The organism is Caballeronia sp. 11_S32, from assembly GCF_056930355.1.
In genome coordinates this window covers 1,434,755-1,460,716 of sequence record NZ_JBXOWH010000004.1, presented here as the reverse complement: position 1 = coordinate 1,460,716, position 25,962 = coordinate 1,434,755, and the positions used below count along the sequence as shown (strand labels likewise).

Annotated in this window: 22 protein-coding genes and 1 pseudogene; 14 read left to right on the top strand and 9 right to left on the bottom strand. The window is 66.1% G+C overall.

All coding sequences use genetic code 11. The features are described 5' to 3' along the window. Window positions 1–5 precede the first annotated feature (5 nt). From AC1Z32_RS32875 to AC1Z32_RS32850, 6 genes are read left to right on the top strand one after another with little or no spacing between them, the layout of a single operon-like run. A complete protein-coding gene (locus AC1Z32_RS32875) occupies window positions 6–476 on the top strand; it encodes a chemotaxis protein CheW (RefSeq protein WP_483482989.1) in 471 nt (156 codons plus the stop codon). Further along, the gene (locus AC1Z32_RS32870; RefSeq protein WP_483482987.1) at window positions 473–1,783 is read left to right on the top strand and encodes a CheR family methyltransferase; all 1,311 of its coding nucleotides are present in this window, start codon (window positions 473–475) and stop codon (window positions 1,781–1,783) included. Before AC1Z32_RS32875 ends, AC1Z32_RS32870 begins: the two co-directional genes overlap by 4 nt. Continuing rightward, complete coding sequence (locus AC1Z32_RS32865; RefSeq protein WP_483482986.1) at window positions 1,780–2,529, top strand: chemotaxis protein CheW; 750 nt, start codon at window positions 1,780–1,782, stop codon at window positions 2,527–2,529. Before AC1Z32_RS32870 ends, AC1Z32_RS32865 begins: the two co-directional genes overlap by 4 nt. After that, complete coding sequence (locus AC1Z32_RS32860) at window positions 2,526–4,799, top strand: hybrid sensor histidine kinase/response regulator (protein ID WP_483482985.1); 2,274 nt, start codon at window positions 2,526–2,528, stop codon at window positions 4,797–4,799. The genes AC1Z32_RS32865 and AC1Z32_RS32860 overlap by 4 nt, the downstream gene beginning before the upstream one ends. Further along, window positions 4,796–5,794: a chemotaxis-specific protein-glutamate methyltransferase CheB gene (cheB, locus tag AC1Z32_RS32855; protein WP_483482984.1), complete on the top strand. Its 999-nt coding sequence runs from the start codon at window positions 4,796–4,798 to the stop codon at window positions 5,792–5,794. The genes AC1Z32_RS32860 and cheB overlap by 4 nt, the downstream gene beginning before the upstream one ends. A gap of 44 nt (window positions 5,795–5,838) precedes the next feature. Continuing rightward, on the top strand, window positions 5,839–6,957 hold the full coding sequence (locus AC1Z32_RS32850; RefSeq protein WP_483482983.1) for a diguanylate cyclase domain-containing protein: 1,119 nt from the start codon (window positions 5,839–5,841) through the stop codon (window positions 6,955–6,957). A gap of 90 nt (window positions 6,958–7,047) precedes the next feature. Here the strand turns inward: AC1Z32_RS32850 and AC1Z32_RS32845 are convergent, their stop codons facing one another. The 5 genes from AC1Z32_RS32845 to clcA form a co-directional block, all read right to left on the bottom strand. Further along, window positions 7,048–7,209: a DUF1328 family protein gene (locus AC1Z32_RS32845; protein WP_008352793.1), complete on the bottom strand. Its 162-nt coding sequence runs from the start codon at window positions 7,207–7,209 to the stop codon at window positions 7,048–7,050. A gap of 205 nt (window positions 7,210–7,414) precedes the next feature. Then, window positions 7,415–7,585 (bottom strand): hypothetical protein, encoded by a 171-nt coding sequence (locus AC1Z32_RS32840; RefSeq protein WP_157697670.1) that lies wholly within the window; start codon window positions 7,583–7,585, stop codon window positions 7,415–7,417. A 306-nt stretch (window positions 7,586–7,891) separates the two neighbouring features. Beyond that, a complete protein-coding gene (locus tag AC1Z32_RS32835) occupies window positions 7,892–8,506 on the bottom strand; it encodes a LysE family translocator (RefSeq protein WP_483482982.1) in 615 nt (204 codons plus the stop codon). Window positions 8,507–8,653: 147 nt separating this feature from the next. After that, on the bottom strand, window positions 8,654–9,682 hold the full coding sequence (locus AC1Z32_RS32830) for an aldo/keto reductase (RefSeq protein ID WP_483482981.1): 1,029 nt from the start codon (window positions 9,680–9,682) through the stop codon (window positions 8,654–8,656). 112 nt (window positions 9,683–9,794) lie between these two features. Further along, on the bottom strand, window positions 9,795–11,138 hold the full coding sequence (gene clcA / locus AC1Z32_RS32825) for a H(+)/Cl(-) exchange transporter ClcA (protein ID WP_483482980.1): 1,344 nt from the start codon (window positions 11,136–11,138) through the stop codon (window positions 9,795–9,797). Between the two features lie 107 nt (window positions 11,139–11,245). Between clcA and AC1Z32_RS32820 the strand changes: the two genes are divergently transcribed. The 3 genes from AC1Z32_RS32820 (at window position 11,246) to AC1Z32_RS32810 (ending at window position 14,965) form a co-directional block, all read left to right on the top strand. After that, window positions 11,246–13,534, top strand: coding sequence for a VTT domain-containing protein (locus AC1Z32_RS32820; protein WP_483482979.1), 2,289 nt, complete (start codon window positions 11,246–11,248; stop codon window positions 13,532–13,534). Continuing rightward, complete coding sequence (locus AC1Z32_RS32815) at window positions 13,531–14,286, top strand: endonuclease/exonuclease/phosphatase family protein (RefSeq protein WP_483482978.1); 756 nt, start codon at window positions 13,531–13,533, stop codon at window positions 14,284–14,286. The genes AC1Z32_RS32820 and AC1Z32_RS32815 overlap by 4 nt, the downstream gene beginning before the upstream one ends. Window positions 14,287–14,506: 220 nt before the next feature. Further along, window positions 14,507–14,965 (top strand): HU family DNA-binding protein, encoded by a 459-nt coding sequence (locus AC1Z32_RS32810; RefSeq protein WP_062610248.1) that lies wholly within the window; start codon window positions 14,507–14,509, stop codon window positions 14,963–14,965. Window positions 14,966–15,080: 115 nt separating this feature from the next. On the opposite strand, the gene AC1Z32_RS32805 is transcribed toward AC1Z32_RS32810, so the two are convergent. Then, window positions 15,081–15,980: a LysR substrate-binding domain-containing protein gene (locus tag AC1Z32_RS32805; protein ID WP_483482977.1), complete on the bottom strand. Its 900-nt coding sequence runs from the start codon at window positions 15,978–15,980 to the stop codon at window positions 15,081–15,083. Between the two features lie 117 nt (window positions 15,981–16,097). Here AC1Z32_RS32805 and AC1Z32_RS32800 point away from each other — a divergent pair, with 117 nt between their 5' ends. Beyond that, window positions 16,098–16,841: an SDR family oxidoreductase gene (locus AC1Z32_RS32800; protein ID WP_483482976.1), complete on the top strand. Its 744-nt coding sequence runs from the start codon at window positions 16,098–16,100 to the stop codon at window positions 16,839–16,841. A 15-nt stretch (window positions 16,842–16,856) separates the two neighbouring features. Here the strand turns inward: AC1Z32_RS32800 and AC1Z32_RS32795 are convergent, their stop codons facing one another. Then, window positions 16,857–18,452 carry an exonuclease domain-containing protein gene (locus AC1Z32_RS32795; protein WP_483482975.1) on the bottom strand — a complete coding sequence of 532 codons (1,596 nt, stop codon included), beginning with the start codon at window positions 18,450–18,452 and terminating at the stop codon, window positions 16,857–16,859. Between the two features lie 138 nt (window positions 18,453–18,590). Between AC1Z32_RS32795 and AC1Z32_RS32790 the strand changes: the two genes are divergently transcribed. From AC1Z32_RS32790 to AC1Z32_RS32775, 4 genes are all read left to right on the top strand, one after another. Further along, the gene (locus tag AC1Z32_RS32790) at window positions 18,591–19,997 is read left to right on the top strand and encodes a circularly permuted type 2 ATP-grasp protein (RefSeq protein WP_483483371.1); all 1,407 of its coding nucleotides are present in this window, start codon (window positions 18,591–18,593) and stop codon (window positions 19,995–19,997) included. A gap of 18 nt (window positions 19,998–20,015) precedes the next feature. Continuing rightward, the gene (locus tag AC1Z32_RS32785) at window positions 20,016–20,969 is read left to right on the top strand and encodes an alpha-E domain-containing protein (protein WP_062610242.1); all 954 of its coding nucleotides are present in this window, start codon (window positions 20,016–20,018) and stop codon (window positions 20,967–20,969) included. Between the two features lie 2 nt (window positions 20,970–20,971). Continuing rightward, entirely contained in the window at window positions 20,972–21,769 is a 798-nt protein-coding gene (locus AC1Z32_RS32780; RefSeq protein WP_483482974.1) for a transglutaminase family protein, read from the top strand. Window positions 21,770–21,836: 67 nt separating this feature from the next. After that, window positions 21,837–22,703 carry a proteasome-type protease gene (locus tag AC1Z32_RS32775; protein WP_483482973.1) on the top strand — a complete coding sequence of 289 codons (867 nt, stop codon included), beginning with the start codon at window positions 21,837–21,839 and terminating at the stop codon, window positions 22,701–22,703. A gap of 212 nt (window positions 22,704–22,915) precedes the next feature. On the opposite strand, the pseudogene AC1Z32_RS32770 reads toward AC1Z32_RS32775, so the two are convergent. Together AC1Z32_RS32770 and AC1Z32_RS32765 are read right to left on the bottom strand one after the other, a co-directional pair. Further along, window positions 22,916–24,082, bottom strand: a pseudogene (locus tag AC1Z32_RS32770) (porin). A gap of 320 nt (window positions 24,083–24,402) precedes the next feature. After that, on the bottom strand, window positions 24,403–25,761 hold the full coding sequence (locus AC1Z32_RS32765) for a YhjD/YihY/BrkB family envelope integrity protein (RefSeq protein WP_483482972.1): 1,359 nt from the start codon (window positions 25,759–25,761) through the stop codon (window positions 24,403–24,405). Between the last annotated feature and the right edge of the window lie 201 nt (window positions 25,762–25,962).

The following is a 25,962-nucleotide window of genomic DNA, read 5'->3' as shown; positions in this document are numbered from 1 at the left end:
CCGCGATGCTCTTCGTCCAGTTCACGCTCGGGTCCGACCGCTATCTGCTCGACAGCGCGCAGGTCGAGCGCATGCTGCCGCTCGCGCCGCTGAAGGCGCTGCCGGGCGCGCCCGCGTGGGTCGCGGGCGTGCTCGACCATGAAAGCGCGAGCGTGCCCGTGATCGATATCGCGGCACTTGCGCTGGCGCGTCCATCGCAGGAAAGGTTGTCGACGCGGCTCGCGCTCGTCGCGTATCCGCGCCGCGGCGAAGATGGCGTGACGACGCATCATCGGTTGGGCCTTTTGCTCGAACAGGCGACGCGCACTGTCACCTTCGATGCCGCTTCGTTCAGCGATGCGGGCATTGGCACGCCGCACGCGCGCTATCTCGGCCCGCTCACGCGCGACGATGCGGGGCTGCTGCAATGGGTGCGCATCGAACATCTTTTGCCGGAAGACGTGCAGGCGCTGCTGTTCGCCGGGAGCGAAGCATGAGTGCGCTGCCGAGCGCTTTCACCGACGAGCCTTTCGGCATCGGCCGCTTCATCGAGCTTTTGCACCGCACGATAGGGCTCGATGCCGAATCGATCGGCGCGAACTCGGTGTCGCGCGCGGTGCGCGAGCGTTACAACCTGTGGCGCGACCGGCACGGCGGCACGCTCGACGACTATTACCGCGCGGTCACGCAAGACCCTGCGCGCATGCAGGAGCTGATCGAAGCGGTGGTCGTGCCGGAGACGTGGTTCTTCCGCGATCCCGAAGCCTTCGCCGCGCTCGCGCGTCTTGCGCGCGTGCGTCTGCACGAGCGGCCCGCGAAGCCGTTGCGCGTGCTGAGCGCGCCGTGCTCGACGGGCGAGGAAGCCTATACGATCGCGATGGCGCTGATCGAGGCGGGCATTCCCGCCGAGCGCTTTTCCATCGATGCGATCGACGTGAGCGAGCGCGCACTCGCGGTCGCACGTCGCGCGCATTACGGGCGCAACGCGTTTCGCGGGCGCGCGCTCGGTTTTCGCGACCGGCATTTCCGCGCGGCCGATGGCGGCTGGCAGCTCGATCCCGCCGTCGCGCAATGCGTGCGCTTCTCGCAGGCGAATCTGCTGCAACTGGACGCGCATGCATTCGAGCGCTTCGATTTCATCCTGTGCCGCAACGTGCTGATTTATTTCGATCGCGACACGCAGTGCGCCGTCCTGCGCGTGCTCGACGGACTCCTCGCGCAAGGCGGCACGCTGTTCGTGGGCCCGGCGGAGACGGGTCTCCTGATGCGCGAGGGCATGAGCTCCGCGAACATTCCGCTCGCGTTCGCATTCAACCGGCCTGAGCGCGCGAGTGCGAATGTGTTCAGCGGCGCGTGGCCGGTTCCGCCAGCCGTGAAGCCGCTGCCGCCAATGAAAAGCGCGTTCGTGTTGCCCGCGTGGGCCAGCGCGCCGCCGGTGGTTCGCTCCATGCCGATTGCGAAGCCGCGCGAAGCAGCGCGCGTCGAGCCCGCGCCGGCGGCCAGCCTCGCACAAGCGCGCGAACTCGCCGATGCCGGCAGGCTCGAAGCCGCGGCAAGTGCGGCGCGCGCGTATCTCGACGCGCATCCATCGAACGCGGATGCGTACTATCTGCTCGGCGTCATCGCCGATGCGCGCGGCGAGCATCAGGCATCGCGCGGCCATTATCGCCGCGCGCTCTATCTCGATCCCGCGCATCGCGAGGCGCTCACGCACCTCGCCGCATGCCTTTCGCTCGATGGCGACGAAAGCGGTGCGCGCCTTCTGCTCGCGCGCGCCGGGCGCGTCACGGGGAGCACGCGATGAACGCACGCACACCTGCAACACTCGATACGATCGGTGTCGCCGACATCGACGATTGCTGGAACCGCATCGGCGTGCGCGGCGATGCATCGTGCCCGAAGCTCGAGCGCTACGTGCATTGCCGCAATTGCCCGGCGCACGATGAAGCCGCGTCGCGCGTGCTCGATCGTGTGGAGGCGCGCACGTCGATCGAGCATGCGGGCGCGGCATCGTCGCACGCCACGCGCAACGGCGACGAAACCGATACGCTCTCCTGCCTCGTGTTTCGCATCGGCGGCGAATGGCTCGGCCTGCCGACGGCGGTTTGCGCGCAAGTGGCTCAGTTGCGTCCGGTGCATTCGCTTCCGCATCGAAGGAACCGCGCGGTGCTCGGCGTCGTGAACGTGCGCGGCAGGCTGACCGTGTGCGCGTCGCTCGCGCGGCTCTTCGGCATCGAAGAGGGCGCGGTGAAAGCCGTCTCGGGCAATCAGGCCGTCGATGCGCGCGAGCTCGGGCGTCTGCTCGTCATTCAGCGCGCCGACGGCCACGATCATCACGGCAACGGCGATCACGAAGGACCGGTCGCCTTTCCCGTCGATGCCGTCGACGGCGTGCATCGCTTCTCGCGCGCGCGGCTTCAGCCCGTGCCCGCGACGCTCGCGCAGCGCCTTGCATCGCACGCGCATGCCGTCGCCGCTTTCAAGGACGCGACCGTCGGCCTGCTGGACGCCGATCGTCTCATCGACAGCCTGAACCGGAGCCTGACATGACGAGCATCGATCCGGGCCGCTCGTCGCTGCTCGACCTCTTCCAGGAGGAGGCGCGCGGGCAGGCGCAGATTCTCTCCGATGGCCTCATCTCACTCGAGCGCGCGCCGCGCGACCCCGTCACGCTCGAAGCGAGCATGCGCGCCGCGCATTCGCTGAAGGGCGCGGCGCGCGTGGTCGGCGTGCCGGTCGGCGTGACGCTCGCGCATGTGATGGAGGATTGCTTCGTCGCGGCGCAGGAAGGGCGCATCGTGCTCGACGCAGGTTATATCGACCTGCTGTTTCGCGGCGTCGATCTGATCGTGCAGATCGGCGAGGCGCGCGATATCGACGCGCAAAGCACGCTCGAACGCGATGTGGATGCCTTCGTCGCCGGGCTCGATGCGCGGCTGCAAGGCGTCGAAGTGCGCGAGATCGCGCCGCGCGACGATGCGTACGATCTGTCGCAGGAACTCACGCTGGCGAGACCGCCCGAAGAAACGCCCGAGCCAGTCCCGACGCCTTCGCGCCCGGGCGACGCCCGCATGCTGCGCATGCGCGCCGACACGCTCGACCGTCTGTTGAGCCATTCGGGCGAATCGCTCGTCGAATCGCGCTGGCTGAAGCCGTTTTCGCAATCGATGCTGCGCGTGAAGCGCATTCAGCACGACGCGAGCCGCGCGCTCGAACGTCTGCACGAAACGCTGACCGAAACGAACGCCGCGCCGCTCGACGCCCGCGCACACGCCGCGCTCGACGAAGTGCGGCGCCTGACCGCCGAAGCGCATCGTCAACTGAGCGAGCGTCTCGCGGAACTGGAGAACTTCGACCGCCGCTCGACGCATCTCGCGCAACAGATCTACGACGAAGCGCTCGCGTGCCGCATGCGTCCTTTCGTCGATGCGACCGGCGGCTTCGCACGCATGGTGCGCGATGTCGCGCGCGGGCTCGGCCGCGATGTGCGGCTCGTCATCGCGGGCGAAACGACGCAAGTGGACCGCGACATTCTCGACCTGCTCGATGCGCCGCTCGGCCATCTGCTGCGCAATGCGGTCGATCATGGCATCGAGCCGCCCGCGTTGCGCCGCGCGCTCGGCAAGCCCGAAACCGGCACGATCACGCTCGAAGCGCGTCACAGCGCGGGCTCGCTTTTCATCAGCGTGTCCGATGACGGCGCGGGCGTCGATCTCGAAGCGCTGCGCCGCGCGGTCGTGCGCAAGAACCTGGCGAACGAAGACACCGCCGCGCGTCTCACCGAAGCCGAGCTGCTCGAATTCCTGTTCCTGCCGGGCTTCACGATGCGCGATTCCGTCACGGATGTATCGGGCCGCGGCGTCGGTCTCGATGCCGTGCAGGACGTCGTGCGGCAAGTGCGCGGCAGCGTGCGCGCGACGCAGGAAGCGCATGCGGGCACGCGCTTCACGCTGCAATTGCCGCTCACGCTGTCGGTGATCCGCAGCCTGATCGTCGAAGTGGCGGGCGAACCTTACGGCCTGCCGCTCGGGCATGTCGCGCGCACGCTGGTGCTGCCCGCGAACGCCATCGACATGCTCGAAGGCCAGCAGCACTTCTCCTTCGACGGCAAGCGCGTCGGGCTCGTCACCGCGCATCAGATCCTGGAAACGGCCGCATTCGAAGCCGCGAGCGATGCGCTCAACGTCGTCGTGATCGGACAGGGCGCGGCGAGCTACGGCATCGTCGTGGATCGCTTTCTCGGCGAGCGCATGCTCGTCGTGCAGCCGCTCGACAAACGTCTCGGCAAGGTCCGTAACATCGCGGCGGGCGCGCTGATGGAAAACGGCGATCCGCTCCTCATCGCCGATCTCGACGACTGGCTGCGCTCGGTGGAAAAGCTCGTCGGCAGCGGCGAGCTCGGGCGCGTCGGGGCGGGGGCATCGCGTGCGAGCGTGACGAGCGCGAAGCGCGTGCTCGTGGTCGACGATTCGCTCACCGTGCGCGAACTCGAACGCAAATTGCTCGCGTCGCGCGGCTACGACGTATCCGTCGCGGTCGACGGCATGGACGGCTGGAACGCGGTGCGCGGCGCAGACTTCGACATTGTCATTACGGATATCGACATGCCGCGTCTCGACGGCATCGAGCTCGTCACGCTCATCAAGCGCGACGCGCAACTGTCCGGCCTGCCGGTGATGATCGTGTCTTACAAGGATCGCGCGGAAGATCGCCAGCGCGGCCTCGATGCGGGCGCGGACTATTACCTCGCGAAAGGCAGCTTCCACGATCAGGCGCTGATCGACGCGGTGCGCGATCTGATCGGCGAGGCGAAGTCATGAAGATCGGCATCGTGAACGATGTCCCGCTCGCCGTGGAAGCGCTGCGGCGCGCGCTCGCGGCGCGGCCCGACTTCGAGATCGCGTGGATCGCGCAGGACGGCCAGCAGGCGATCGACTATTGCGCGGCGCGCACGCCCGATGTCGTGCTGATGGATCTCGTGATGCCGAACGTCGACGGCGTGCAGGCGTCGCGGGCCATCATGGCGCGCTCGCCGTGCGCGATTCTCGTCGTGACGGTCGATGTCGGCGCGAACGCGTGGCGCGTGTACGAAGCGATGGGCGCGGGCGCGCTCGATGCCGTCGATACACCCGCGCTCGCCGGCGCCGATGCGCGTCGCGGCGCGGCGGCGCTGATCGCGAAGATCGATCAGATCGGTGCGCGGCTCGCGTCGTCCGGCGCTGCGTCCGCGAGCGCGATCAGCGCGCCGAAGAACGGTGCGCCGCTCGTCGCGATCGGCGCATCGGCGGGCGGACCGGCGGCGCTCGCGACGCTGCTCGGCGCGCTGCCGAAAAACTTCGCGGCGGCGACGGTCATCGTGCAGCACGTCGACCGCGCGTTCGCCGAAGGCATGGCGCAATGGCTCGACGCGCAATCTGCGCTGCCCGTGCGCGTCGCGCGCGAGGGCGACAAGCCCGTGCCCGGCGAAGTGCTGCTCGCCGCGACCAACGATCATCTCCATTTCGCCGATGCGAGGCGCCTCGGCTATACCGCGCATCCGGAGCAATTGCCTTACCGGCCTTCCGTCGACGTGTTCTTTCAGAGCATCGCCGAGCGCTGGACGGGCCGTGCGGTCGGCGTGCTGCTGACGGGCATGGGCCGCGACGGCGCCATCGGTCTCAAGGCGATGCGCGCGAAGGGCTATCACACGATCGCGCAGGACGAGGCGACGAGCGCCGTCTACGGCATGCCGAAGGCCGCGGCCGCGCTCGATGCGGCCGTATCGGTCCTGCCGCTGCCGCGCATCGCGCAAGCGCTCGCTTCCGCATTCGATTGAATGGCACGGCATCAACCAACAAGAAACCGATCAAGGACACGTCCATGAAACTTCCTCATCCCGACCCGTTGGCCGAGCGCGCGAAACGGGCCGCGGCGGCAGCGGCGGCGAGCATCGAGCGCGCGGGCACCCGTGCGATGGCGGACGAGCGCGCCGTGTCCGACCTGCTCGCAGCCGCGTTGAACGCGCCGCCCGCGGCCGAGCTGCCAGTGATGGTGCTGCTCGTGGACGACCAGGCGATCATCGCGGAGGCGCTGCGCCGCGCCCTCGCGGAAGAGACGAACGTCGATCTGCATTACTGCGCGAATCCCGAAGAGGCGTTGCGCACCGCGCAGGAAACGCGGCCCACGGTGATCCTGCAGGATCTCGTGATGCCCGGCGTCGATGGCCTGACGCTCGTGCGCCAGTACCGCGAGCATCCGGCGACGCGCGATATCCCGATCATCGTGCTTTCGACGAAGGAAGAGCCGCGCATCAAGAGCGCGGCCTTCGCGGCGGGCGCGAACGATTACCTCGTGAAGCTGCCCGATACGATCGAGCTCGTCGCGCGCGTGCGCTATCACTCGCGTTCGTATCAGAACCTGTTGCAGCGCGACGAGGCGTATCGCGCGCTGCGTCAGTCGCAGCAGAAACTGCTCGAAACGAACCTGGAATTGCAGCGTTTGACGCACTCGGACGGCCTCACGGGCTTGTCCAACCGGCGCCGGCTCGATGACTATCTGGATGCCGAATGGCGCCGTGCGTCGCGCGAGCATGCGGCCATCGGTTTCCTGATGATCGATGTCGACAACTTCAAGTCCTACAACGATACATATGGCCACGTTGCGGGCGATGACGTGCTGAAGCTCGTCGCACATACGATCGAGACGAGCCTCGGCAGCCCCACCGATCTCGCCGCGCGCTTCGGCGGCGAGGAATTCGCGGTGGTGCTGATGTCGTCGTCGTCGCCGGGCTTGCGGCTGCTCGGCGAGAAGATCCGCATCGCGGTGGAGGCGCTCAACGTGCCGCACACAGGTTCGGTGAACGGACGCGTGACGATCAGCGTCGGCGGCGCGATGCAGACGGCGATGCACGAAGATACGTCGAAGCAGCTCGTGGAAGCGGCGGATCTCGCGCTTTATCGCGCGAAGCGGGACGGGAAGAATCGCGTGATCATTACGTGATTTGCTTCCGATGATGAAGCATGCGAAAACGCGCGGCCTTCGGTGAAGCCCGCGCGTCTTTTCTTTACGTCGCTAGCCGCGCCGAAATCGTCATCGCCTGAACACGCCGAGCAGCAGTGTGGCGAGAAAGATCACGATGAAGATGAAGAACAGGATCTTGGCGATTTCCGCCGCGCCCGTTGCGATTCCGCCGAAGCCGAACACGGCCGCGATGATCGCGATGATGAAGAAGATGACAGCGTAACGGAGCATGGAGTCCTCCCGTGGGATGGGTTGATCGTCGTTCGCATGCGGACTGATGCCGCCGCGGCTTCGCTCTTCGGTTTCCCGTCGCGCGTCGTTGCGCGGCACGAACGCTCAAAGCAACGCCTGTGCCCAGCAAAAACGCCGCAATGCCAGAAACATTGCGGCGTCGCGGATCACGCCTTCATCGGCGCGATGGGCCCGGCTGTCGAGGCTAACGGCCTAGTGTGCGATCGGAGTCGGAATCATCGTCGATGTCGTCTTCGTCATCGACGCGGTTGAGCGCATCCGGCAGGTTGTTCTCCAGTTCATCGCGTTCGATCTGATCGGCTAGGTCGAGGGATTTGCGCGTGGCGGGACCGGACGGGCGATTGGCTCCAGACATGGCGTACTCCTTGAACAGATTTCAAAGCCGCGCCGACAATTCGGCGCGAACCAACGGACTAGCAAGGCATGTACGCGCCGGACTGAAAATGCCGCCTTAAAGGATCGCTTAAGGATCACTCGAGGATCGTTCGGGCGGCGGGGTGGACAGTCGTAGCTGACGGAAAAGAAACGCAGTCCCAATCTTGCAAGCGGGACGGCAGATTTTGCGTGCCGGCGCGTAAGGCCAGTATGCACCGGTCGGGCGCCGAGGCAAAGAGGGTGCGCGCTTTTAACCCGGCGCGCGCCCCTTCGCCGCTGCTCGCGGTCATTCGAAAAGATGGGCGACGATCGGGTACAGCGACAGCACGAGCAGCACGGCCATCGTGATGTTGAACCTGCGCAGCCAGCGCGGATTCGCGAGAAAGCGCCGCAGCGACATGCCGAACGCCGCCCACATCGTGATGCACGGCAGCCCGATCACGACGAGCACGAGCGCCATCAGCGCGGCATTCAAGGAAAGGCTCGCGTGCAGATGGATGGTCGTCGCCGCGGTGAGCACCATCATCCACGCTTTGGGATTGATCCACTGGAAGGCGATCGCTTCGTGAAAGCGCATCGGACGGCCCTGGCCATCGCGCATCTGCACCGACGACGACGTCCCGATCTTCCACGCCAGATACAGCAGATACGGGACGCTCGCGGCCTCCAGCACGGTATAGAGCCACGGCAGCCGCTCGAACGCCTGCGCGAGCCCGAGGCCCACCGCGATCATCAGAATCGCCATGCCCGCGCTGATGCCGAGCACGTGCGGCACGGTGCGCCTGAGGCCGAAGTTCACGCCCGAGGCGAGCAGCATCGTGTTGTTGGGGCCGGGCGTGATGGTCGTCACCAGCGCGAACAGCGCGGCGGCGGGCAGGGCGTTCAGGAGTTCGGGGGGCATGGCGCGCTCTGGGTTGTGAATGACTCGATGAGCGCCCAGTGTACGGGAGGTGTCCGGTACAGTACCGGTACAGATTGTCAGCTGGCTTCCGGTACGATCTTCAGGCCATTCCCGGGCGCGGCGGCGTGGGCCGCCGCGCCTTCGCCGTTACACGGGGAACGGGTTGCGTTCCGAGAAGCCCTGCTGATGCCAGTACGGATACGCCGGCCGCACCGCGCTCGCCTCGTCGAGCTTTTTCACCTGCTCGGGCGTCAGGTTCCAGCCGGCCGCGCCGAGGTTCTGCCGCAACTGCTCCTCGTTGCGCGCGCCGATGAGCACGGTCGCCACCGTCGGACGCTGCAGCAGCCAGTTGAGCGCGATCTGCGGCACGGTCTTGCCGGTTTCCTCGGCAATGGCGTCGAGCGCATTGACCACGCGGTACAGATATTCATCCGGCACCGGCGGCCCCATGTCGGCGGTCTTGTGCAGGCGGCTTGTCGCGGGCAGCGGCTGGCCGCGCCGGATTTTGCCCGTGAGGCGTCCCCAGCCGAGCGGACTCCACACGACCGCGCCGACGCCCTGATCGAGCCCGAGCGGCATCAGCTCCCATTCGTAATCGCGGCCGATGAGCGAGTAGTACGTCTGATTCGCTACGTAGCGCGGATAACCGTAGCGATCAGCGGCATCGAGCGATTTCTGCAGATGCCAGCCGGAGAAATTGGACACGCCCGTGTAGCGGATCTTGCCCGCGCGCACGAGATCGTCGAGTGTCGAGAGCGTCTCTTCGACGGGCGTTTTCGCGTCGAAGCCATGCAGCTGGAACACGTCGATGTAGTCGGTCTGAAGGCGTGCGAGTGCCGCGTTCACCGCCTGGATCAGATGAAAGCGCGACGAACCGACGGCGTTCGGGTCATTCTGGTCGAAGCGGAACGTGGCCTTGGTCGAGACGATGACCTTGTCGCGCCGGCCCTTGATCGCCTCGCCGAGTATCGATTCCGACGTGCCGTGCGAGTAGACGTCGGCGGTGTCGAACATGGTGACGCCCGCTTCGAGACAGATGTCGACGAGCTTGCGCGCGTCGCTCACGTCGGTTTCGCCCCAGGCCTGAAAGAATTCGCCCTTGCCGCCGAAGGTGCCGGTGCCGAAGCTCAGGACGGGAACCTTGAAGCCCGATGCACCGAGATGTCGATATTCCATTGCTTGTCCTCGTGGATGAAGTCGGTGGGCGCCGCGCTTCGTGCGAGAAAGGCGGCGCAACGAATGTCCGTCGATGAGACTACCGCAACGGCTCATCGCATGCAGAGCGCCGCTAGCGATGATGCCTGGCTGCGCGCTCGCCGAGCGAATCGTAGATCGGCGGCACGCGCAGCAGCATCGGCACGATCATCGCGGTGAAGCAGGCCGTGAGCATCGGCAGGAGCAGGGTGAAGCTTGCCGTCATCTCCGTGACGAGCACGATGCCCGTGACCGGCGCGCGCACCACCGCGACGAAGAACGCCGCCATGCCGACCACCGCGAATGTGCTCGTGTCGCCGGTGGCGGGCGCCATGCCGGGGAACCAGTCGAGGCAGACGCGGCCGAATACGAGACCTGTCTGCGCGCCGAGCACGAGCATCGGCGCGAAGATGCCGCCTGGCGTGCCCGCCGCGTACGACACCGGGCCCACGACGAAGCGCAGCGCGAACATCGCCATCACGCCAGCGATGGTGCCCCTGCCCAGCAACGCGCGCTCGGTCAGCGCGTCGCCGCCGCCGGCGAGATCCGGCGCGAACCACGCGAGCAGGCCTATCGCCGCGCCGACCGCCGCCGCGCGCGCGGTCGCATGCTTCACCGATGCGGGATGCGCGATCGCATCGGCGGCATCGAGCGTCCACAGAATGGCGCGGCTATACGCCGCGCCCAAAAGCCCCAGCAGCGCGCCGAGCAGAAGATGCGCGCCGGTCATTTCGAAGCCGGGAAAGGGCTGTGCGGGAACGTGGAAGTCGGGCAGATCGCCGTGCAGCAACCGCGCCATCGCGATCGCGCTCGCCGATGCGCCGAGCGCCGCCACCGCCGTGCGCGTGTGGAAACGCCGCATCAGTTCCTCGAGCACGAACACCGCGCCCGCGATCGGCGCGTTGAAGGCGGTCGCGAGCCCCGCGCCCGCGCCCGCCGCGAGCAGCACGCGGCAATCGTCGGCGTTGCGTCTGAAGATCGCGCCGATGGCATGCGCGATCGATGCGCCCATCTGCACCGTCGGGCCTTCGCGGCCGAGCGCGAGCCCCGCGCCGATGGCGAGCACGCCGCCCGCGAACTTGATCGGTATGAGCACGAGCGGTGCGGGCGGCAATGTGCTGTGCAGCACCGCTTCGACATGCGGAATGCCGCTGCCGCTCGCCATGGGCGCGAAGCGCGCGACGAGCCACGCGGCGAGACCGCTCGCCACGGCGGCGGCGAGGACCACGAGCAGGACGGCGGCATCATGCCCCGCATGCGCCCACGCGATGAACGCGTTGCGCCAGGTATCGGCGCGTTCGAGCGCGAAGCGAAAGAGCACGCCGATCGCGCCCGTCGCCGCGCCCACGACCACCGACGCCGCCGCGAGCGGAACGAGCCCCGCGCGCTCGTCCTGAATGGTGACATCCGTGACTTCCGTGGCTTCTTTGTCGTTCATCGCGCATGTCGCTCCGGATCGGCATGTGCATCGAAGCGTAGCACCATGGCGGGCATGTTGTTTGCAAAACGAAAGTCATTTGAACGCGGCGTGCTGTCGAGAGGCACATGAGCAACCCCCATTACGACGAGCCCTTTTTCCAGCCGGGACGCAATTGCGCGAGCGTGCATCATGCAGAGCGCTTCAGTCTTCTCATCGACGGAGCGGATTATTTCCGCGTGCTGCGCGAGGCGATCACGCGCGCGCAACGCACCGTGTTCATCCTCGGCTGGGATATCGACAGCCGCATGAAGCTCACGCCCGAAGGCGCGAACGACGGCTATCCCGAAGCGCTCGGCGATTTCCTGCACGCGATCGCTTCGACGAGGCGGCGCCTGCGCATCTACATTCTCGCGTGGGACTTCGCGATGCTCTATGCGTTCGAGCGCGAGTGGCTGCCGGTATACAAGATGGGCTGGCGCACGAACCGGCGCATCGCGTTTCAGATGGACGGCAAGCATCCGCTCGGCGGCTCGCAGCATCAGAAGATGGTCGTGATCGATGATCGCGTGGCGTTCGTCGGCGGCCTCGACCTCACGCGCTCGCGCTGGGACACGACCGCGCACGCGCCCGACGAGCCGCTGCGCCGCGATGCGAACGGCGCGGCCTATCAGCCGTTTCACGATGTCCACACGATGTTCGACGGCGATGCGGCGCGCGAAATCGGCGTGCTCGCGCGAGAACGATGGGCGCGCGCATGCGGCAAGCGGCTCGCGATCCGCGCGCATCGCGCGGCGATTCAGCAAGACCCGTGGCCGCCTTCGCGGCGCGTCGAGATCGAAGATGTCGATATCGCGATCTCGCTCACCGAGCCCGCGTATCTCGGCCGCGAACCGGTGCAGCAGATACGCACGCAGTATTTCGATGCCATCGCGCGCTCGCGCCGCAGCATCTATATCGAGAACCAGTACTTCACGTCGGGCGCGGTCGGCGCGGCGCTGGCGGACTCGCTCGCGCGCGACGACGGCCCCGATCTCGCGATCGTCGTGCCGCGCAATCAGAGCGGCTGGCTGCAGGAAGTGACGATGGGCGTGCTGCGCGCGCGCCTGCACGCGCTTCTGAAGAACGCCGACGCGCACGGACGCTATCGCCTGCTGTGCCCGAGCGTGCCGAAGCTCGGCGACCACATCGTCAATGTGCACAGCAAGCTGATGATCGTCGACGATGAATTGCTGATCGTCGGCTCGGCCAACCTGAACAATCGTTCGATGGTGCTCGACAGCGAGTGCAATATCTCGATCGATGCCGGCGCCGACGCACGCATCCGCCGTTCGATCGCGACGATGCGCGACACGCTGCTCGCGGAGCATCTCGGCTGCGAGATCGCGGACATCGTGCGCGAGTCTCAGGCGCGCAACGGCATGAACGCGGCGATAGAAGCGCTGCTGCGCGATCGCGACGCGCATCGCACGTTGGTGCCGCTCGACCCGCGTGTGTCGACCGAGCTCGATCAGCTGATTCCGCCCGAAGCGCTGATCGATCCCGAAACGCCGATCGCCGCCGATGAACTGGTCGATCAGTTCGTGCCCGTGCAAAAGGCGCGTCCGCTCATCAGCCGCTTTGCGCTGCTCGGCGTGCTCGCGCTGATGGTCGTGGTCGTCGCAGGGCTGTGGCACTGGACGCCGCTCGCCGATTACGTGAACCTGACCTCGCTCACGCACGCGACGCGCCGCATCGATGCGCTGCCGCTTGCGCCGCTGTGGATCGTCCTCTGTTATGTCGTGGCGGCAGTCGTTGCCGTGCCCATCACTTTGCTGATCGCGACGACGGGCCTCGTCTTCGGCGCATGGTGGGGCACGGCCTATGCGTTCGCCGGCTCGACGATCGCGGCCGCCATCAGCTATTCGCTCGGCAACTGGCTCGGCCGCGATGCGGTGCGCAAGCTCGCGGGCGCGCGCGTCAACCGGCTGTCGGAGCGCGTGGCGAAACGCGGCATCGTCGCGGTGGTGGTGTTGCGGCTCTTGCCGGTCGCGCCGTTTTCGATTGTCAATCTCGTCGCGGGTGCGTCGCATATCCGCATGCGCGACTTCGTGCTCGGCACGATGCTCGGCATGGGGCCCGGCATTTTTCTGACGGTGGCCTTCGCGCATCAGCTCGTCGCTTCGCTGCATCGGCCGACGGTCGGCTCGTTCGCGGTGCTGATCGGAATCGGCGCGGCGTTGATCGGCGTGTCGCTGCTTTTGCAACGCTTTCTCGGCCGCGCGGATCATCACGACGCGCACGAAGGCGCCCCGAGCGATGCCGACAAGCCCCGCGCAAGCGACGAAGCAAAGCGCGCGAACGAGCTGCGCCGCAATGGCACGATGCCGCGCGATGCATCGTCGAACAACGAGCGTCGCGACGAGGTCAGCTCATGACGCTGATGCACGAGGCCGCCATCGAACAGGAAACCCGCGCGCGCGAGTTGCGTATCGCGACCTACAACCTGCACGGCGCGGTGGGCATCGACGGCAGGTTCGCGCCGGAGCGCATCGGCGAAGTGCTCGCCGAGATCGACGCCGACATCTTCGCGCTGCAGGAGGTGCCGCTCGGCGGCAGCGGCTCGCACGACGTGCTCGACGTGCTGCAGCGCATGACGAACCTGCACGCGGTCGCCGGCCCGACGCTCGATACGCCCGAGCGCCGCTACGGCAACGCGGTGCTGACGCGCTATCCGGTGCGGGCGGTGCGCACGCTGGATCTGTCGTTCGGCAGCCGCGAGCCGCGCGGCGCGCTCGATGCCGACATCGATTGCGGCGGCGAAGTATGGCGCGTGGTCGCAACGCATCTCGGTCTTGCATCGAGCGAAAGGCGCGCGCAAGTGGAGCAGGTGCTGCAAAGCTTCGATACGCCCGCGCTGCCCGTGATCCTGCTCGGCGACCTCAACGAGTGGTTCGTCTATGGCCGCACGTTGCGTAGGCTCGTCACGCACTTTCATCGCGCGAGCGCGTTGCGCACCTTTCCGACGCGCTGTCCGCTCTTCGCGCTCGACCGCATCTGGGTGCATCCGGGCGAGCGTCTCATGCGTGTCGATGTGCATCGCACGCGTCTTTCGCGCATCGCTTCCGATCACTATCCGCTCATCGCTCACATCGCGCATCGCGCGTTTACCTCTTCTGTGCAGCGATGAAATGCATCGCGTGTGGTGCGTAAACACATCGAGGAACATCGTGAATGATGCTCCCGTTGCTGATGTGTCAGCGCGGCACCACGAAAAACCCCTATAAAAACGATATAAAAGCGCAAAAGACTCGCACGAACGCGCTTGGCGTATGTAGAATCCGGCGTGATACGAACGCATCGGTGCGGACGTATTCGAACATCACTGACCAAAAACAGGTAGGAGAAACATGTCGACTTCCGCTAAAACCGCTGCCAAGAAAGCCCCGGCCAAGAAGGCCACGGCGAAGACCGCCGCCGCACCGGCCAAGAAAGCAGCAGCACCGAAGGTTGCCGCGAAGAAAGTAGCCGCGAAGAAGACCACGGGCGCTCCCTCGCCGATCAAGGATACGTTCACGAAGGCATCGCTCGCGACGCATCTGTCCGAGCGCGCCGCTGTCGAACTGAAGGCGGTGAAGGCCGTGCTGGTCGCGCTGGAAGACACGATCCTCGGCTCGATCCACAAGAAGGGTGCAGGCGAATTCACGCTGTCGGGCCTGCTGAAGATCTCCGCGCAAGCCGTGCCGGCGAAGAAGAAGCGCTTCGGCAAGGACCCGTTCACGGGTGAAGAGCGCTGGTTCCCGGCAAAGCCGGCAAGCGTCCGCATCAAGGCGCGCGCGCTGAAGAAGCTGAAGGACGCAGCGGCTTAAGCTTCGTTCCCGAGCGTTGCAAGCTTCGGTTTCGTTGACGAAATCGAAGCGCGATGAAAAAGAGGCCAGCTTCCCTTCATTGGGATGCTGGCCTCTTTTGCTTTTGAATTTTCGATCAGCCGCGCCTGTTGTATTCAGCGAAGACATCGCTCAACCAATCCGCGAAAACCCGTACGCGGGCGGACAGTTGACGGTTATGCGGATAGAGCACGGAGACGGGCATCGGCGGTGGCGGAAGATCCGGAAGCAGCACTTGCAGGCGGCCATCGGCGAGCGCATCGTCGACGTGATAGCGCGGTACCTGCACGATGCCGAATCCCGCGAGCGCCGCCTGCGTATATAACTCGACGCCCGTGACCGACACGGCGGCTTTCAGTTCGATCGTCTCCACGCGCTCGTTCAACGTGAATTCGAGCGGCAGCACACGCCCTGTCGCGCTCGATACGAAGTTCACCGCGCGATGCGATGCGAGCGCTTCGAAATCTTCCGGAACGCCTTCGCGCGACAGATAAGCGGGGCTTGCCACCGTCACCTGTTCGAGCAGCGCGACGCGCCGGCCGACCATCGACGAGTCCTGCAGGGTGCCCGCGCGCAGCACGCAATCGACGCCTTCACGCACGAGATCGACGAGCCTGTCGTCCTCGCCGATTTGCAGTTCGATCTGCCCGTAGCGTTCGAGAAACGCGGGCAAGCCCGGCATGATGAAATGCCGCGCGAGCGTGCCTTGCAGATTCACGCGCAAGAGACCCTTCGGCTCCGCATGTCTGAAGGAGCCTTCCGCTTCCTCCAGATCCGCGATCAGACGCACGCAGCGCCGATAGTGCGCTTCGCCGTCGAGCGTGAGGCGCACGGTGCGCGTCGTGCGTTCGAGCAGCCGCGCGCCGAGCCGCTCCTCCATGCGCTTCATCAGATTGGTGACGGTGGCGCGTGGCATCTGCAGATCGTCGGCGGCCTGCGTGAAGCTGTGCCGCTCCGCGATGCGCACGAATACCTGCATTTCCTGGAATCGGTCCATGAGCGCTCGCCATTGTTAAAGCAACTGGAACGATGATACTAAGCCACGCACGATGATCGCGAAAACGGAATGATTCATCATGCTTCCCATCGAACAGCCAACCTTGAGGAGCACATCATGAGTCAGACCCAATCGAAGCGCGTGGCCATCGTCACGGGCGCGTCGCGCGGCATCGGCGCTGAAATCGCGCGGCGTCTCGCGCGCGACGGCTTCGCGGTCGCGGTGAACTATGCATCGAGCGCGAAGGAAGCGGACGCGCTCGTCGGGCAATTGCGCGAAGCGGGCGGCGCGGCGATCGCGGTGAAGGCGGACGTGGCGAACGGGGAGGACGTGCGCCGCATGTTCGAGACCGTCGAAGCGCAACTCGGCCGTGTCGATGCGCTCGTCAACAACGCGGGCGTGCTGAAGACCGTGCCGCTCGCCGACACGAGCGACGCGCTCTACGATCAGACCTTCGACATCAACGTGCGCGGCACCTTCAACACGCTGCGCGAAGCGGCGGCGCGCATGAACGGCGGCGGGCGCATCGTCAACTTTTCGAGCACGACGCTCGCGCTCAACATGCCCGGCTATGCGATCTACAACGCGACGAAGGCGGCGGTCGAATCGTTCACGCACGTGTTCGCGAAGGAATTGCGCGGGCGCGGCATCACGGTGAACGCGGTTGCGCCGGGGCCGGTGGCGACATCGCTGTTTCTCGACGGCAAGACCGACGAGCAGATCGCCGCATTCTCGAAGATGGCGCCGCTCGAAAGGCTCGGTCAGCCGGACGATATCGCGGCGGTCGTCGCGTTTCTCGTCGGGCCGGATGCGGGTTGGGTCAACGGGCAGGTATTGCGCGCGAACGGGGGCATTGCCTGAGCGCGCGATGGCGCGTCAGAAGCTAAGCGCGAACTGATCGGCGGCGATCGCGCGGCGCTTCGTCGCGCCTTTCGCGTGTTGCGCGATGATGCCGCGAGCGGGCGCTTCTTGTACGACGAGATCGAACGCGGGCCGCGCGTCGCAGGCGATCCAGTTCAGTTGTCCCGACGCGAGGCGTTTCGCGATCAGCCCATAGACATCGGAATCGAACGGGCGCGGACCGGGTGCATCGGCGAGCAGCGGCGTGATCTCGTCGCGCGTCGCGCAGGTGCCGATATAGCACCATCGGTCGATCACGTGCCATGCCTCGCCGCCCGTCTCTTCGCCGCACTCGCGGATGGCGATCGGTCCTTCATGCGGCCAGCGCACGAGGCGCGAGCTTTCCAGTGCGTCGAGCGCGCGCGCCGCGTGATCCGCGAGTGTTTCGACGCCCGCGCACGATCCAAGGCAGCGTTTCACCTGATAGCCGAAGCAGCCACGGCCGGCCGAAAGCGGCGCTTTTTCGAGCCCGAGCGTCGCGTGACATAGCGTGTGCTCATCGGCGAAGTGACGCATGAACGCGTGCGCCTTCGCCCGCGATGCGAACACGCCGAAGAGATGCGCCTCCCGCGAGAGATCGCGCCTGCTCGCCTTGATGAGCGCAGGCGCGCTCGCGCCCGGCAGCCATTGCCACGCGCACGTTCCCGACGCGCCCTTGAGCAGGCGGTTATGCGTCGGCTTGAGATCCTTCACGAGCTTCGCCTCGAGCAGCAGCGCGCCGAGTTCTCCGACCGTCTCGCGGCATTCGATCCTGCGAATGGCCTGCGAGATGGACAAGTCCTTCTGAAGCCTGTGATCGCCCGAAAAATGCGCCGCGACGCGCTGTTTGAGGTTGATGCTCTTGCCGACATAGAGCGGCACGTCGTCGTCGCCGTGAAAGAGATAGACGCCGGGCGCGGACGGCAGCGCATCGAGCGCGCCTTCCGGCAGCGCGGCGGGCAGGCTCGCGCGCTTCACGAGCGTCTTGATCGCGGCATCGACGAGATCCTGCGAATAAAGCGCGTGAATCTTCTGCCAGAACTGCCAGAGCAGATCGGCGTCGGCGAGCGCGCGATGGCGTCCTTCGGGCGCGAGATTCAGCCGCGCGATGAGCGCATCGAGACCATGCCGCTCGACCGACGGAAAGAGCGCGCGCGACAGCCGCACCGTGCACAGCGTATCCGCGCGAAACGCGATGCCCGCGCGGCGGAATTCGTTCTTCAGAAAGCCGTAATCGAAGCGCGCGTTGTGGGCGACGAAGAGCTTGCCGTGCAGGCGCTCGGCGAGCGCGGGCGCGAGCGATTCGAACGTGGGCTGGCCGCGCAGCATCGCGTCTTCGATGCCCGTCAGGCGCGAGATGAACGGCGGCACCGGCACGCCCGGATCGACGAGCACACTCCAGCGCTCGATGCCCGCCGTGCTCGCTTCCACGACACCGATCTCCGTGATGCGGTCCTCGGTCGCGTTCGAGCCGGTGGTTTCCAGATCGACGAACACGATAGGCCGCGCGAGCCCGGCGAGCAGGGCATCGGCCAGGGAATCGGCCAGGGAATCGGGGAGAGAAGCGGCTTCGTCTTGGAGGGCTTCGGACATGATGAAACGTTGAGCGCAAGCGGGCAGTCTAGCGCGAAAACACCATGCACCATGAACGAGCGTTAAAAAAGTGGCACACGTCACGCACTTTCATCCGATACTGCAATGAAACGCGCCGAAAAACGAAGGACGCACATGATGCAGATCTACGATGAAATGCGTCAGGACGACACCGTGCGCGGCCACTACGCACGCTTTTCCCGCTGGCTCGAGATGCAGAGCCCGGAGACCATCGCGCGCAAGCGGGCCGAGGCCGACGTGCTGTTCCGGCGCGTGGGCATCACCTTCGCGGTGAACGGCGATCTGTCCGGCACCGAGCGCCTCATTCCCTTCGACATGATTCCGCGCATCATTCCCGGCGACGAATGGCGCGTGCTCGAAGCAGGTTTGCGGCAGCGGGTGCGGGCGCTCAATCTCTTCCTGCACGACATCTATCACGACGGCGATATCATCCTCGCCGGGCGCATTCCGGCCGGGCAGGTCTACACGAACGCGCAGTATCGGCCGGAGATGCAGGGCGTCGATGTGCCGCTCGACGTGTACGCGCATATCGCGGGCATCGACGTCGTTCGCGCGGGCGAGGCGGGCGAGTTCTACGTGCTCGAAGACAATCTGCGCGTGCCTTCGGGCGTGTCGTACATGCTCGAAAACCGCAAGATGATGATGCGGCTCTTTCCCGAGCTTTTCGTGCAGAACCGCGTGGCGCCCGTCGCGCATTATCCCGACCTGCTGCTGGAGACATTGCGCTCGATCGCGCCCGAAGGCGTCGACGATCCCGCGGTTGTCGTGCTCACGCCCGGCATGTACAACTCGGCGTACTTCGAGCACACGTTTCTCGCGCAGCAGATGGGCGTGGAGCTCGTCGAGGGCAAGGATCTCTTCGTCGACGACAACTACGTCTTCATGCGCACGACGCACGGGCCGCGCCGCGTCGACGTGATCTATCGCCGCGTCGACGACGACTTTCTCGATCCGCTCGCCTTCCGCGCGGATTCGGCGCTCGGCGTTCCGGGGCTGCTCACGTCGTATCGCGCGGGGCGCGTGACGCTCGCGAACGCGATGGGCACCGGCATCGCCGACGACAAATCGATCTATCCGTTCGTGCCCGACATGATCGAGTTCTATCTCGGCGAAAAGCCGATCCTCAACAACGTGCCGACGTATCAGTGCCGCAAGCCCGACGATCTCGCGTACACGCTCGCGAATCTCGCGCAGCTCGTCGTGAAGGAAGTGCACGGCGCGGGCGGCTACGGCATGCTCGTCGGGCCGGCATCGACGAGCGATGAAATCGAGGCCTTCCGCGCGCGGCTCGTCGCGCGGCCCGAAGGCTATATCGCCCAGCCGACGCTCGCGCTCTCCGCGTGCCCGACCTTCGTCGAGGCGGGCATCGCGCCGCGTCATATCGATTTGCGGCCGTTCGTGCTTTCGGGGCGCGAAGTGTCGATGTGCGCGGGCGGCCTCACGCGCGTCGCGCTGCGCGAAGGCTCGCTCGTGGTCAACTCGTCGCAGGGCGGCGGGACGAAGGATACGTGGACGGTCGAATAACTCACTGCGCACACTGTCATGCTGAGCCGCACTGCCGATCACCTGTTCTGGATGGCGCGCTACATGGAGCGCGCGGAGAACACCGCGCGCATGCTCGACATCAACATGGAGGGCGCGCTCCTGCCGCAAACGCCCGAGCAGGAGGCGCGCGCGCAACGTTCGGTGCTGAAGATCTCCGAGCTCGAAGACATGTTCGACGAGCGGCATCCGGGATCGCGCTCGCGCGAGGACATGCTGCATTTCATGGCCGCGGACGCGCGCAATCCGTCGAGCATTCTTTCCTGTCTGCAGGCGACGCGCGAGAACGCGCGCGCGGTGCGCGGCACGCTCACGACGGAAGGCTGGGAGACGATCAACTTCACGTGGCTCGAGTTCAATCAGCGGCTCGCGAACGGCGAGCTCGAAACGAGCCCGGACACGCTCTTCGAATGGGTCAAGTACCGCTCGAACCTTTGCCGCGGCGTGATGCAGGGCACCGCGCTGCGCGACGACGCGTTCTTCTTCATGCAGCTCGGCGCCTATTTGGAGCGCGCGGACAACACGGCGCGCATTCTCGACGTGCGCTTCGCCGATGCCACGCCCAACTCGCGCGAGGCGGCGCGCCAGCTCGAAGACTTCTATTACTGGACATCGATACTCAGTTCGGTGTCGGCGCTGGAGATCTATCGCAAGGTGTATCGCGATGTCGTGACGCCCGCGCGCGTCGTCGAACTGCTGATTCTCAACGAGCAGATGCCGCGCTCGCTGATCGCCTCGCTCGACGGCGTCTGCGACACGCTCGCGAAGCTGCGCACCGATGCCTCGAAGGAATGCGAGCGCTTCGCGGGCAAGCTGCGCGCCGACGTGCTGTATGCCGACATCCGCCAGATTCTGGAGGCCGGTGTGCATGCGTGGCTCACGCAGTTCCTGAAGCGCGTCGATGAACTGGGGCTGCGCGTGATGCATACCTTCCTCATGTTGCCCATCGCGTGATCATGCTGCTGACCATTCGTCACGACATCCGCTACCGCTACGCCGCGCCGGTCACGTATTCGATCCAGCAGTTCCGCGTGACGCCGGCGAGCGGCGCGTCCCAGCTCGTGCGGCACTGGCATGTCGAAGCGCCGGGCAAGCTCGACACCGCGCGCGACGCCTACGGCAACGCGCTGCACACGCTCGTGCTGACGAAGCCGCACAGCGAGTTGCACGTGAGCGTGGCGGGCGAGGTGGAGACCGAAGCGCTCGCCGATGGCCGCCTCTTCGACGAAGCCGGCCCGATTCCGCTCGAGCATTTCACCTGCGCGACGCCGCTGACGGCGCCCGATGCCGCGATCCGCGAGCTCGCGCATCGCGTGGCGTCGCTCGACACGTCCGCGTCGCTCGTCGCGCTGATGGAGTGCATTTCGGAGGGCGTGCGGTATCGCAACGAGCCGGCGTATGCGGCGGGCACGGCGGCGCTGGCGCTCGCAAGCGGTTTCGGCGACGCGCGCGATTTCGCGCATTTGCTGCTCGCGTGCTGCCGCGCGCGAGGCGTGCCCGCGCGCTGCGTGAGCGGCTATGTCGATGCAGGCGCGGACGCCGACCTCAAGCTGCACGCCTGGGCCGATGTCTGGATGGAGCACGGCTGGGTGTCGGTGGACGCGACGCAGGCCGGTTTCGCGGGCGAGCGCCATTGCCGCCTCGCGGTCGCGCGCGACCATGAAGCGGCGGCGCCGGTGCGCGGCGCGCGCGTGGGCGGCAAGGAGGAGACGCTGACGGTGCATGTCGACATCGACGCGCAGCCGGATCAGTGAACGGATGAATGCGACGCGCGGTCGCGCTCAGTACAATGAGGGTTTGCTTGCTTCAGGACGGATCGACATGACTTATTGCGTGGGCATGTGCGTGGACGAGGGACTCGTGTTTCTCGCCGACACGCGCACCAACGCCGGCGTGGACCACGTGAGCGCCGCGCGCAAGATGGCTGTTTTCGAACAGCCGGGCGAGCGCGTGATCGTCCTGCTCGCGGCGGGCAATCTCGCGCTGACGCAGGCGGTGACCCATCTGCTCGCGGAGCCGTCCGATCCCAACGCGCCCACGCTCTACAGCGTCTCGAACATGGCGGAGGCGGCGCGTATCGTCGGCGATGCGGTGCGCGAGGTCCATCGGCGCGATGCCTTGTCGCTCGCGGAATTCAGCGTGGACTTCAATTGCAGCTTCATCCTCGGCGGGCAGATCTGCGGCCAGCCGCCGCGCATGTTCATGATCTACGCGGCGGGCAATTTCATCGAATCGACGCGCGTGTCGCCGTATTTCCAGATCGGCGAATCGAAGTACGGCAAGCCGATCATCGACCGCGTGATCACGCCGGCCTCGCCGCTCGACGAAGCCGCCAAATGCGCGCTCATTTCGATGGATTCCACGCTGCGCTCGAATCTCTCGGTCGGCCTGCCGCTCGATCTGCTGGTGTATGAAAAGAACTCGCTGCGCGTCACGCGCTTCGCCACGCTCGACAACAACAGCGCGTATTACCAGATGATCAACAAGACCTGGGGCGAGCGCCTGCGGCAGTTGTTCGGCGAGATTCCGAACCCGTCGTGGACCGATCTCGACAACGTGCCGCTGCGCCCGCGCGAAACGCGCAGCACGGTGCCGCGGCTCGTCATCGGCGATCTGCCATGCCCGGACGCGCCCGCGCAGACCCTCGCCGAAGACACGAACCCAACGGGCAACGCGCCGCAACAGTAAGCCTTCCTTGCGCGCATGGCGGCGGGCGGCGCCATGCTGTCTCACACCAGCACAATCCTTTCCGACGAACCACGCGGCCGTGAACGCGTGGGCGGCGTGTCGTCGTCCTTGCAACGCGCATAAAAAAACAGCCATCGGCAAGACCGATGGCTGTTCGAGGGTACTGCAGTCCTTCTGGCGCGGCACTCGCGTGCCACGCCAGTCGGTTGTTCTTAGAACTTGTGGCGCATGCCCAGGATGACGATTTCCTGGTGGCTGCGGCCGCTTTCGAAGCCGTACGAACCGACCGACGCTTGCGCCGAGGCGGTCGTGCCATCTGCCTGGCGCTGGTCGCCGCTTGCGTGCTGGTAAGCAGCAACAGCGTAGAAGTCGGTGCGCTTCGACAACGAGTAGTCCGCACCCAGGCTGACCTGGTGGTACGTCGCCGACGTGTCGCCGCCCGACTTCGTGTAGGTGTAGCCCAGACCCGTCAACAGAGCCGGCGTGACCTGGAAGTTCACGAAGCCGTTGCCGACGTTGAAGTGCTCCGAACCGAAGAACGACGAGCCGTCCGCCTTGTATTGCGCGTTGCTGTACGAACCGCCGACCGTGAATGCGCCGATCGAGTACTGGATCGCGCCGCGGGCGATGCCGATGGCGTGAGGCGACGAGTACGCCGCGTTGATCGGGCTGTTGAACAGCGTATCCGACGACGGGCTGTTCCAGCCGCCTTCCGTGCCGTTGGTGCGACGGCCAGCGGTCGGGTTGTTCGCGTAGAAGTAGCCGCCTGCGATAGCCAGCGGGCCGTTGTTGTACGTCGCTGCTGCCGACCACGTCTGGCCCTGGCCGGTCGTGCCTGCCAGGTTGCTGAAGCCGTACAGGCCTTCGACCTGGAAGCCGGCGAAGTTCGGCGAAACGTACTTGACGGCGTTCGACGTGCGCAGCGAGTTGTCGTAGTTGTCGACGTCACCCGGCGTCGCGACGATCGCGCCCCAGTAGTTGTCAGCCGTGATGCCCTGAACCATGTCGACGAGCGGGTCGTACTGGCGGCCCAGCGTGACCGTGCCTCACTGGTTGCCGGACAGGCCGACGAATGCCTGACGACCGAATTCGCGGCCGCCCTGGTTGAGACGGCCGGTGCCGACGTCAAAGCCGTTTTCCAACTGGAAGATCGCCTTCAGGCCGCCGCCCAAGTCTTCCTGACCCTTCAAGCCCCAGCGGTCGCCCGACAGGTTGCCGTTGATCATGCCGAAGAGCTTGTCGCCGTTTGCGTTTGCATGGCTCACGTAGCCAAGGCCTGCGTCGATCACGCCGTACAGCGTCACGCTCGTTTGTGCCTATGCCGCGCCAGCTGCGCCGAGCAGCGCCAGCGAGAGGGACGTCAGTGCGAATTTCTTCATCGAATTCTCCACGCGAATGATTAAAATCGGTGTTGCCGGTGCAGAGAATAACGCAACGTTTCGAAACTTAAGAAACGAAAAAATATAGACTGTCTCGAAAAACACACACTCGGGCTGATGCCTGTCAGCCAAGGTTTTCCGGAAGTCTCGAGCGGAATTTCGGAAGACAGAGGCGGTCAGCAAAAGTTCCGCGTGCACTCGGAAATTTGAGTTGGACGTTGGCACGCCAACAGCGGATTACCCTCGATTCAAATAACAAACGGTTTTTCCGGCGCGCGATTATTCGAATTCGCCGGGAGTTCGATCCGCCATTCTGAAAATCAGCTTCGGCGCGCCGTGTCGTTCTGTCGCGCCGCGTTGTGACGGGACAGCAGCGCGACGGCCATGCCCGCGCTGGCCGCGACGAGCACCGCGCGCCACGGATGCCGCCGCACCACGGCGTTCGCGTGCGATGCCCTGCGGCTCGCGCCGATCATCGCGATGGCGGTGGCGCGCGTTGCGGCCGATTCCGCGCGCGCGATGCCACGCGAGAGCGCGAGCGCCCGCGCCACGGCGGACACTTTCCTGCGCGCCTGCCCGGTCAACTGCTGTGCGTGCTCTGCGCGCTTGCCGATCGCGCGCCGCGCGGTCGGGGCGAGGGGCGTATCGGCGCGGGCGCTCGCGGGCGTGACCGGCGCGACCGGCGTGATCGGCCCGAGCGTGGGCGCGGCGGCCACCGGCGTCGCGGTGCGCGTCGACGCGGCGAGCATCGAGCCGATCTTCGCGCGGCTGCCCGGCGGCACGCGGCTCGCGTTCTGCACGCCCCACGCGCCGCGCGGATCGTGCATGCGGGCGCGCGCCGCCGAGAACTCCGCGCCCAGCAGCAGCACGGCGGCGGAGAAATACAGCCACATCAGCAGCACCGCGAGCGAGCCGGCCGCGCCGAATGCGCTGGCGGTGCCCGCGTGCGTCAGATACAGCGCGAAGAGTTTCTTGCCCGCCGAGAACAGCAGCGCCGCGACGAGCCCGCCGACGAGCGCATCGCGCCATTGCACGGGCGCGTCGGGCAGGAACTTGAGCAGCGCGCCGAATGCGAACGACAGAATCGCGAGCCCGACCACGAGCTGCACGACATCGCCGACGATCACGAACGGCGAATTCGCCCACAGCCACATGCCGACCGCCTGGATCGCGGTGTCGAGCACGAGCGAGACGATCAGCAGGAACGCGACGCCGAGCACGAGCCCGAACGACACGAGCCGCACGCGCACCATCGTCATGATGCTGGAGCGCGCGTCGCCGGACATCGGCCAGACGATATTGAGCGCCGTGTTGAGCGACGAAAACGTCGCCGACGCGCCGACCGCCAGCAGCACGAACGAGATGATCGCCGCGATGCCCGTCCCGCCGCTGCGATGCGCGTTCTCGACGATGCTCTGCACGCTCGCCGCCGCCTGATCGCCGATGAGTCCGTTCACCTGATGAAAAAGTTGCCCGCGCGCGGCGTCCGGTCCGAACACCCAGCCCGCGACGGCTATCACCATGACGAGCGTCGGCGCGAGCGAGAACGCGGAGTAAAAGGCGATGCTCGCGGCCATCGCGGCGCAGCGGTTCTCCGAGAACTGCTTGAGCGCGCCGGCCACCCAGGAAGCGTCTTTCCTGACGGCCGCTTCGATCTTCTGCGTTGAGACGGAACTCATGACGACCTCTCGGTTCGATGAATGGAGCACGGACGCCCGGCGATGTTCATCCGGTCGAGCACGTTCCATTCCAGAAGCGGCGCGGGCGGGCGCGCGACTTGCTGCAGGTGCGAAGTTGCGGATCGGGCCAATGCGCTTCGGCAAGAGCCAAAAAGCAGCGGCAATTGAATTATTCGATGCACGACTGACGAAAGACATGCG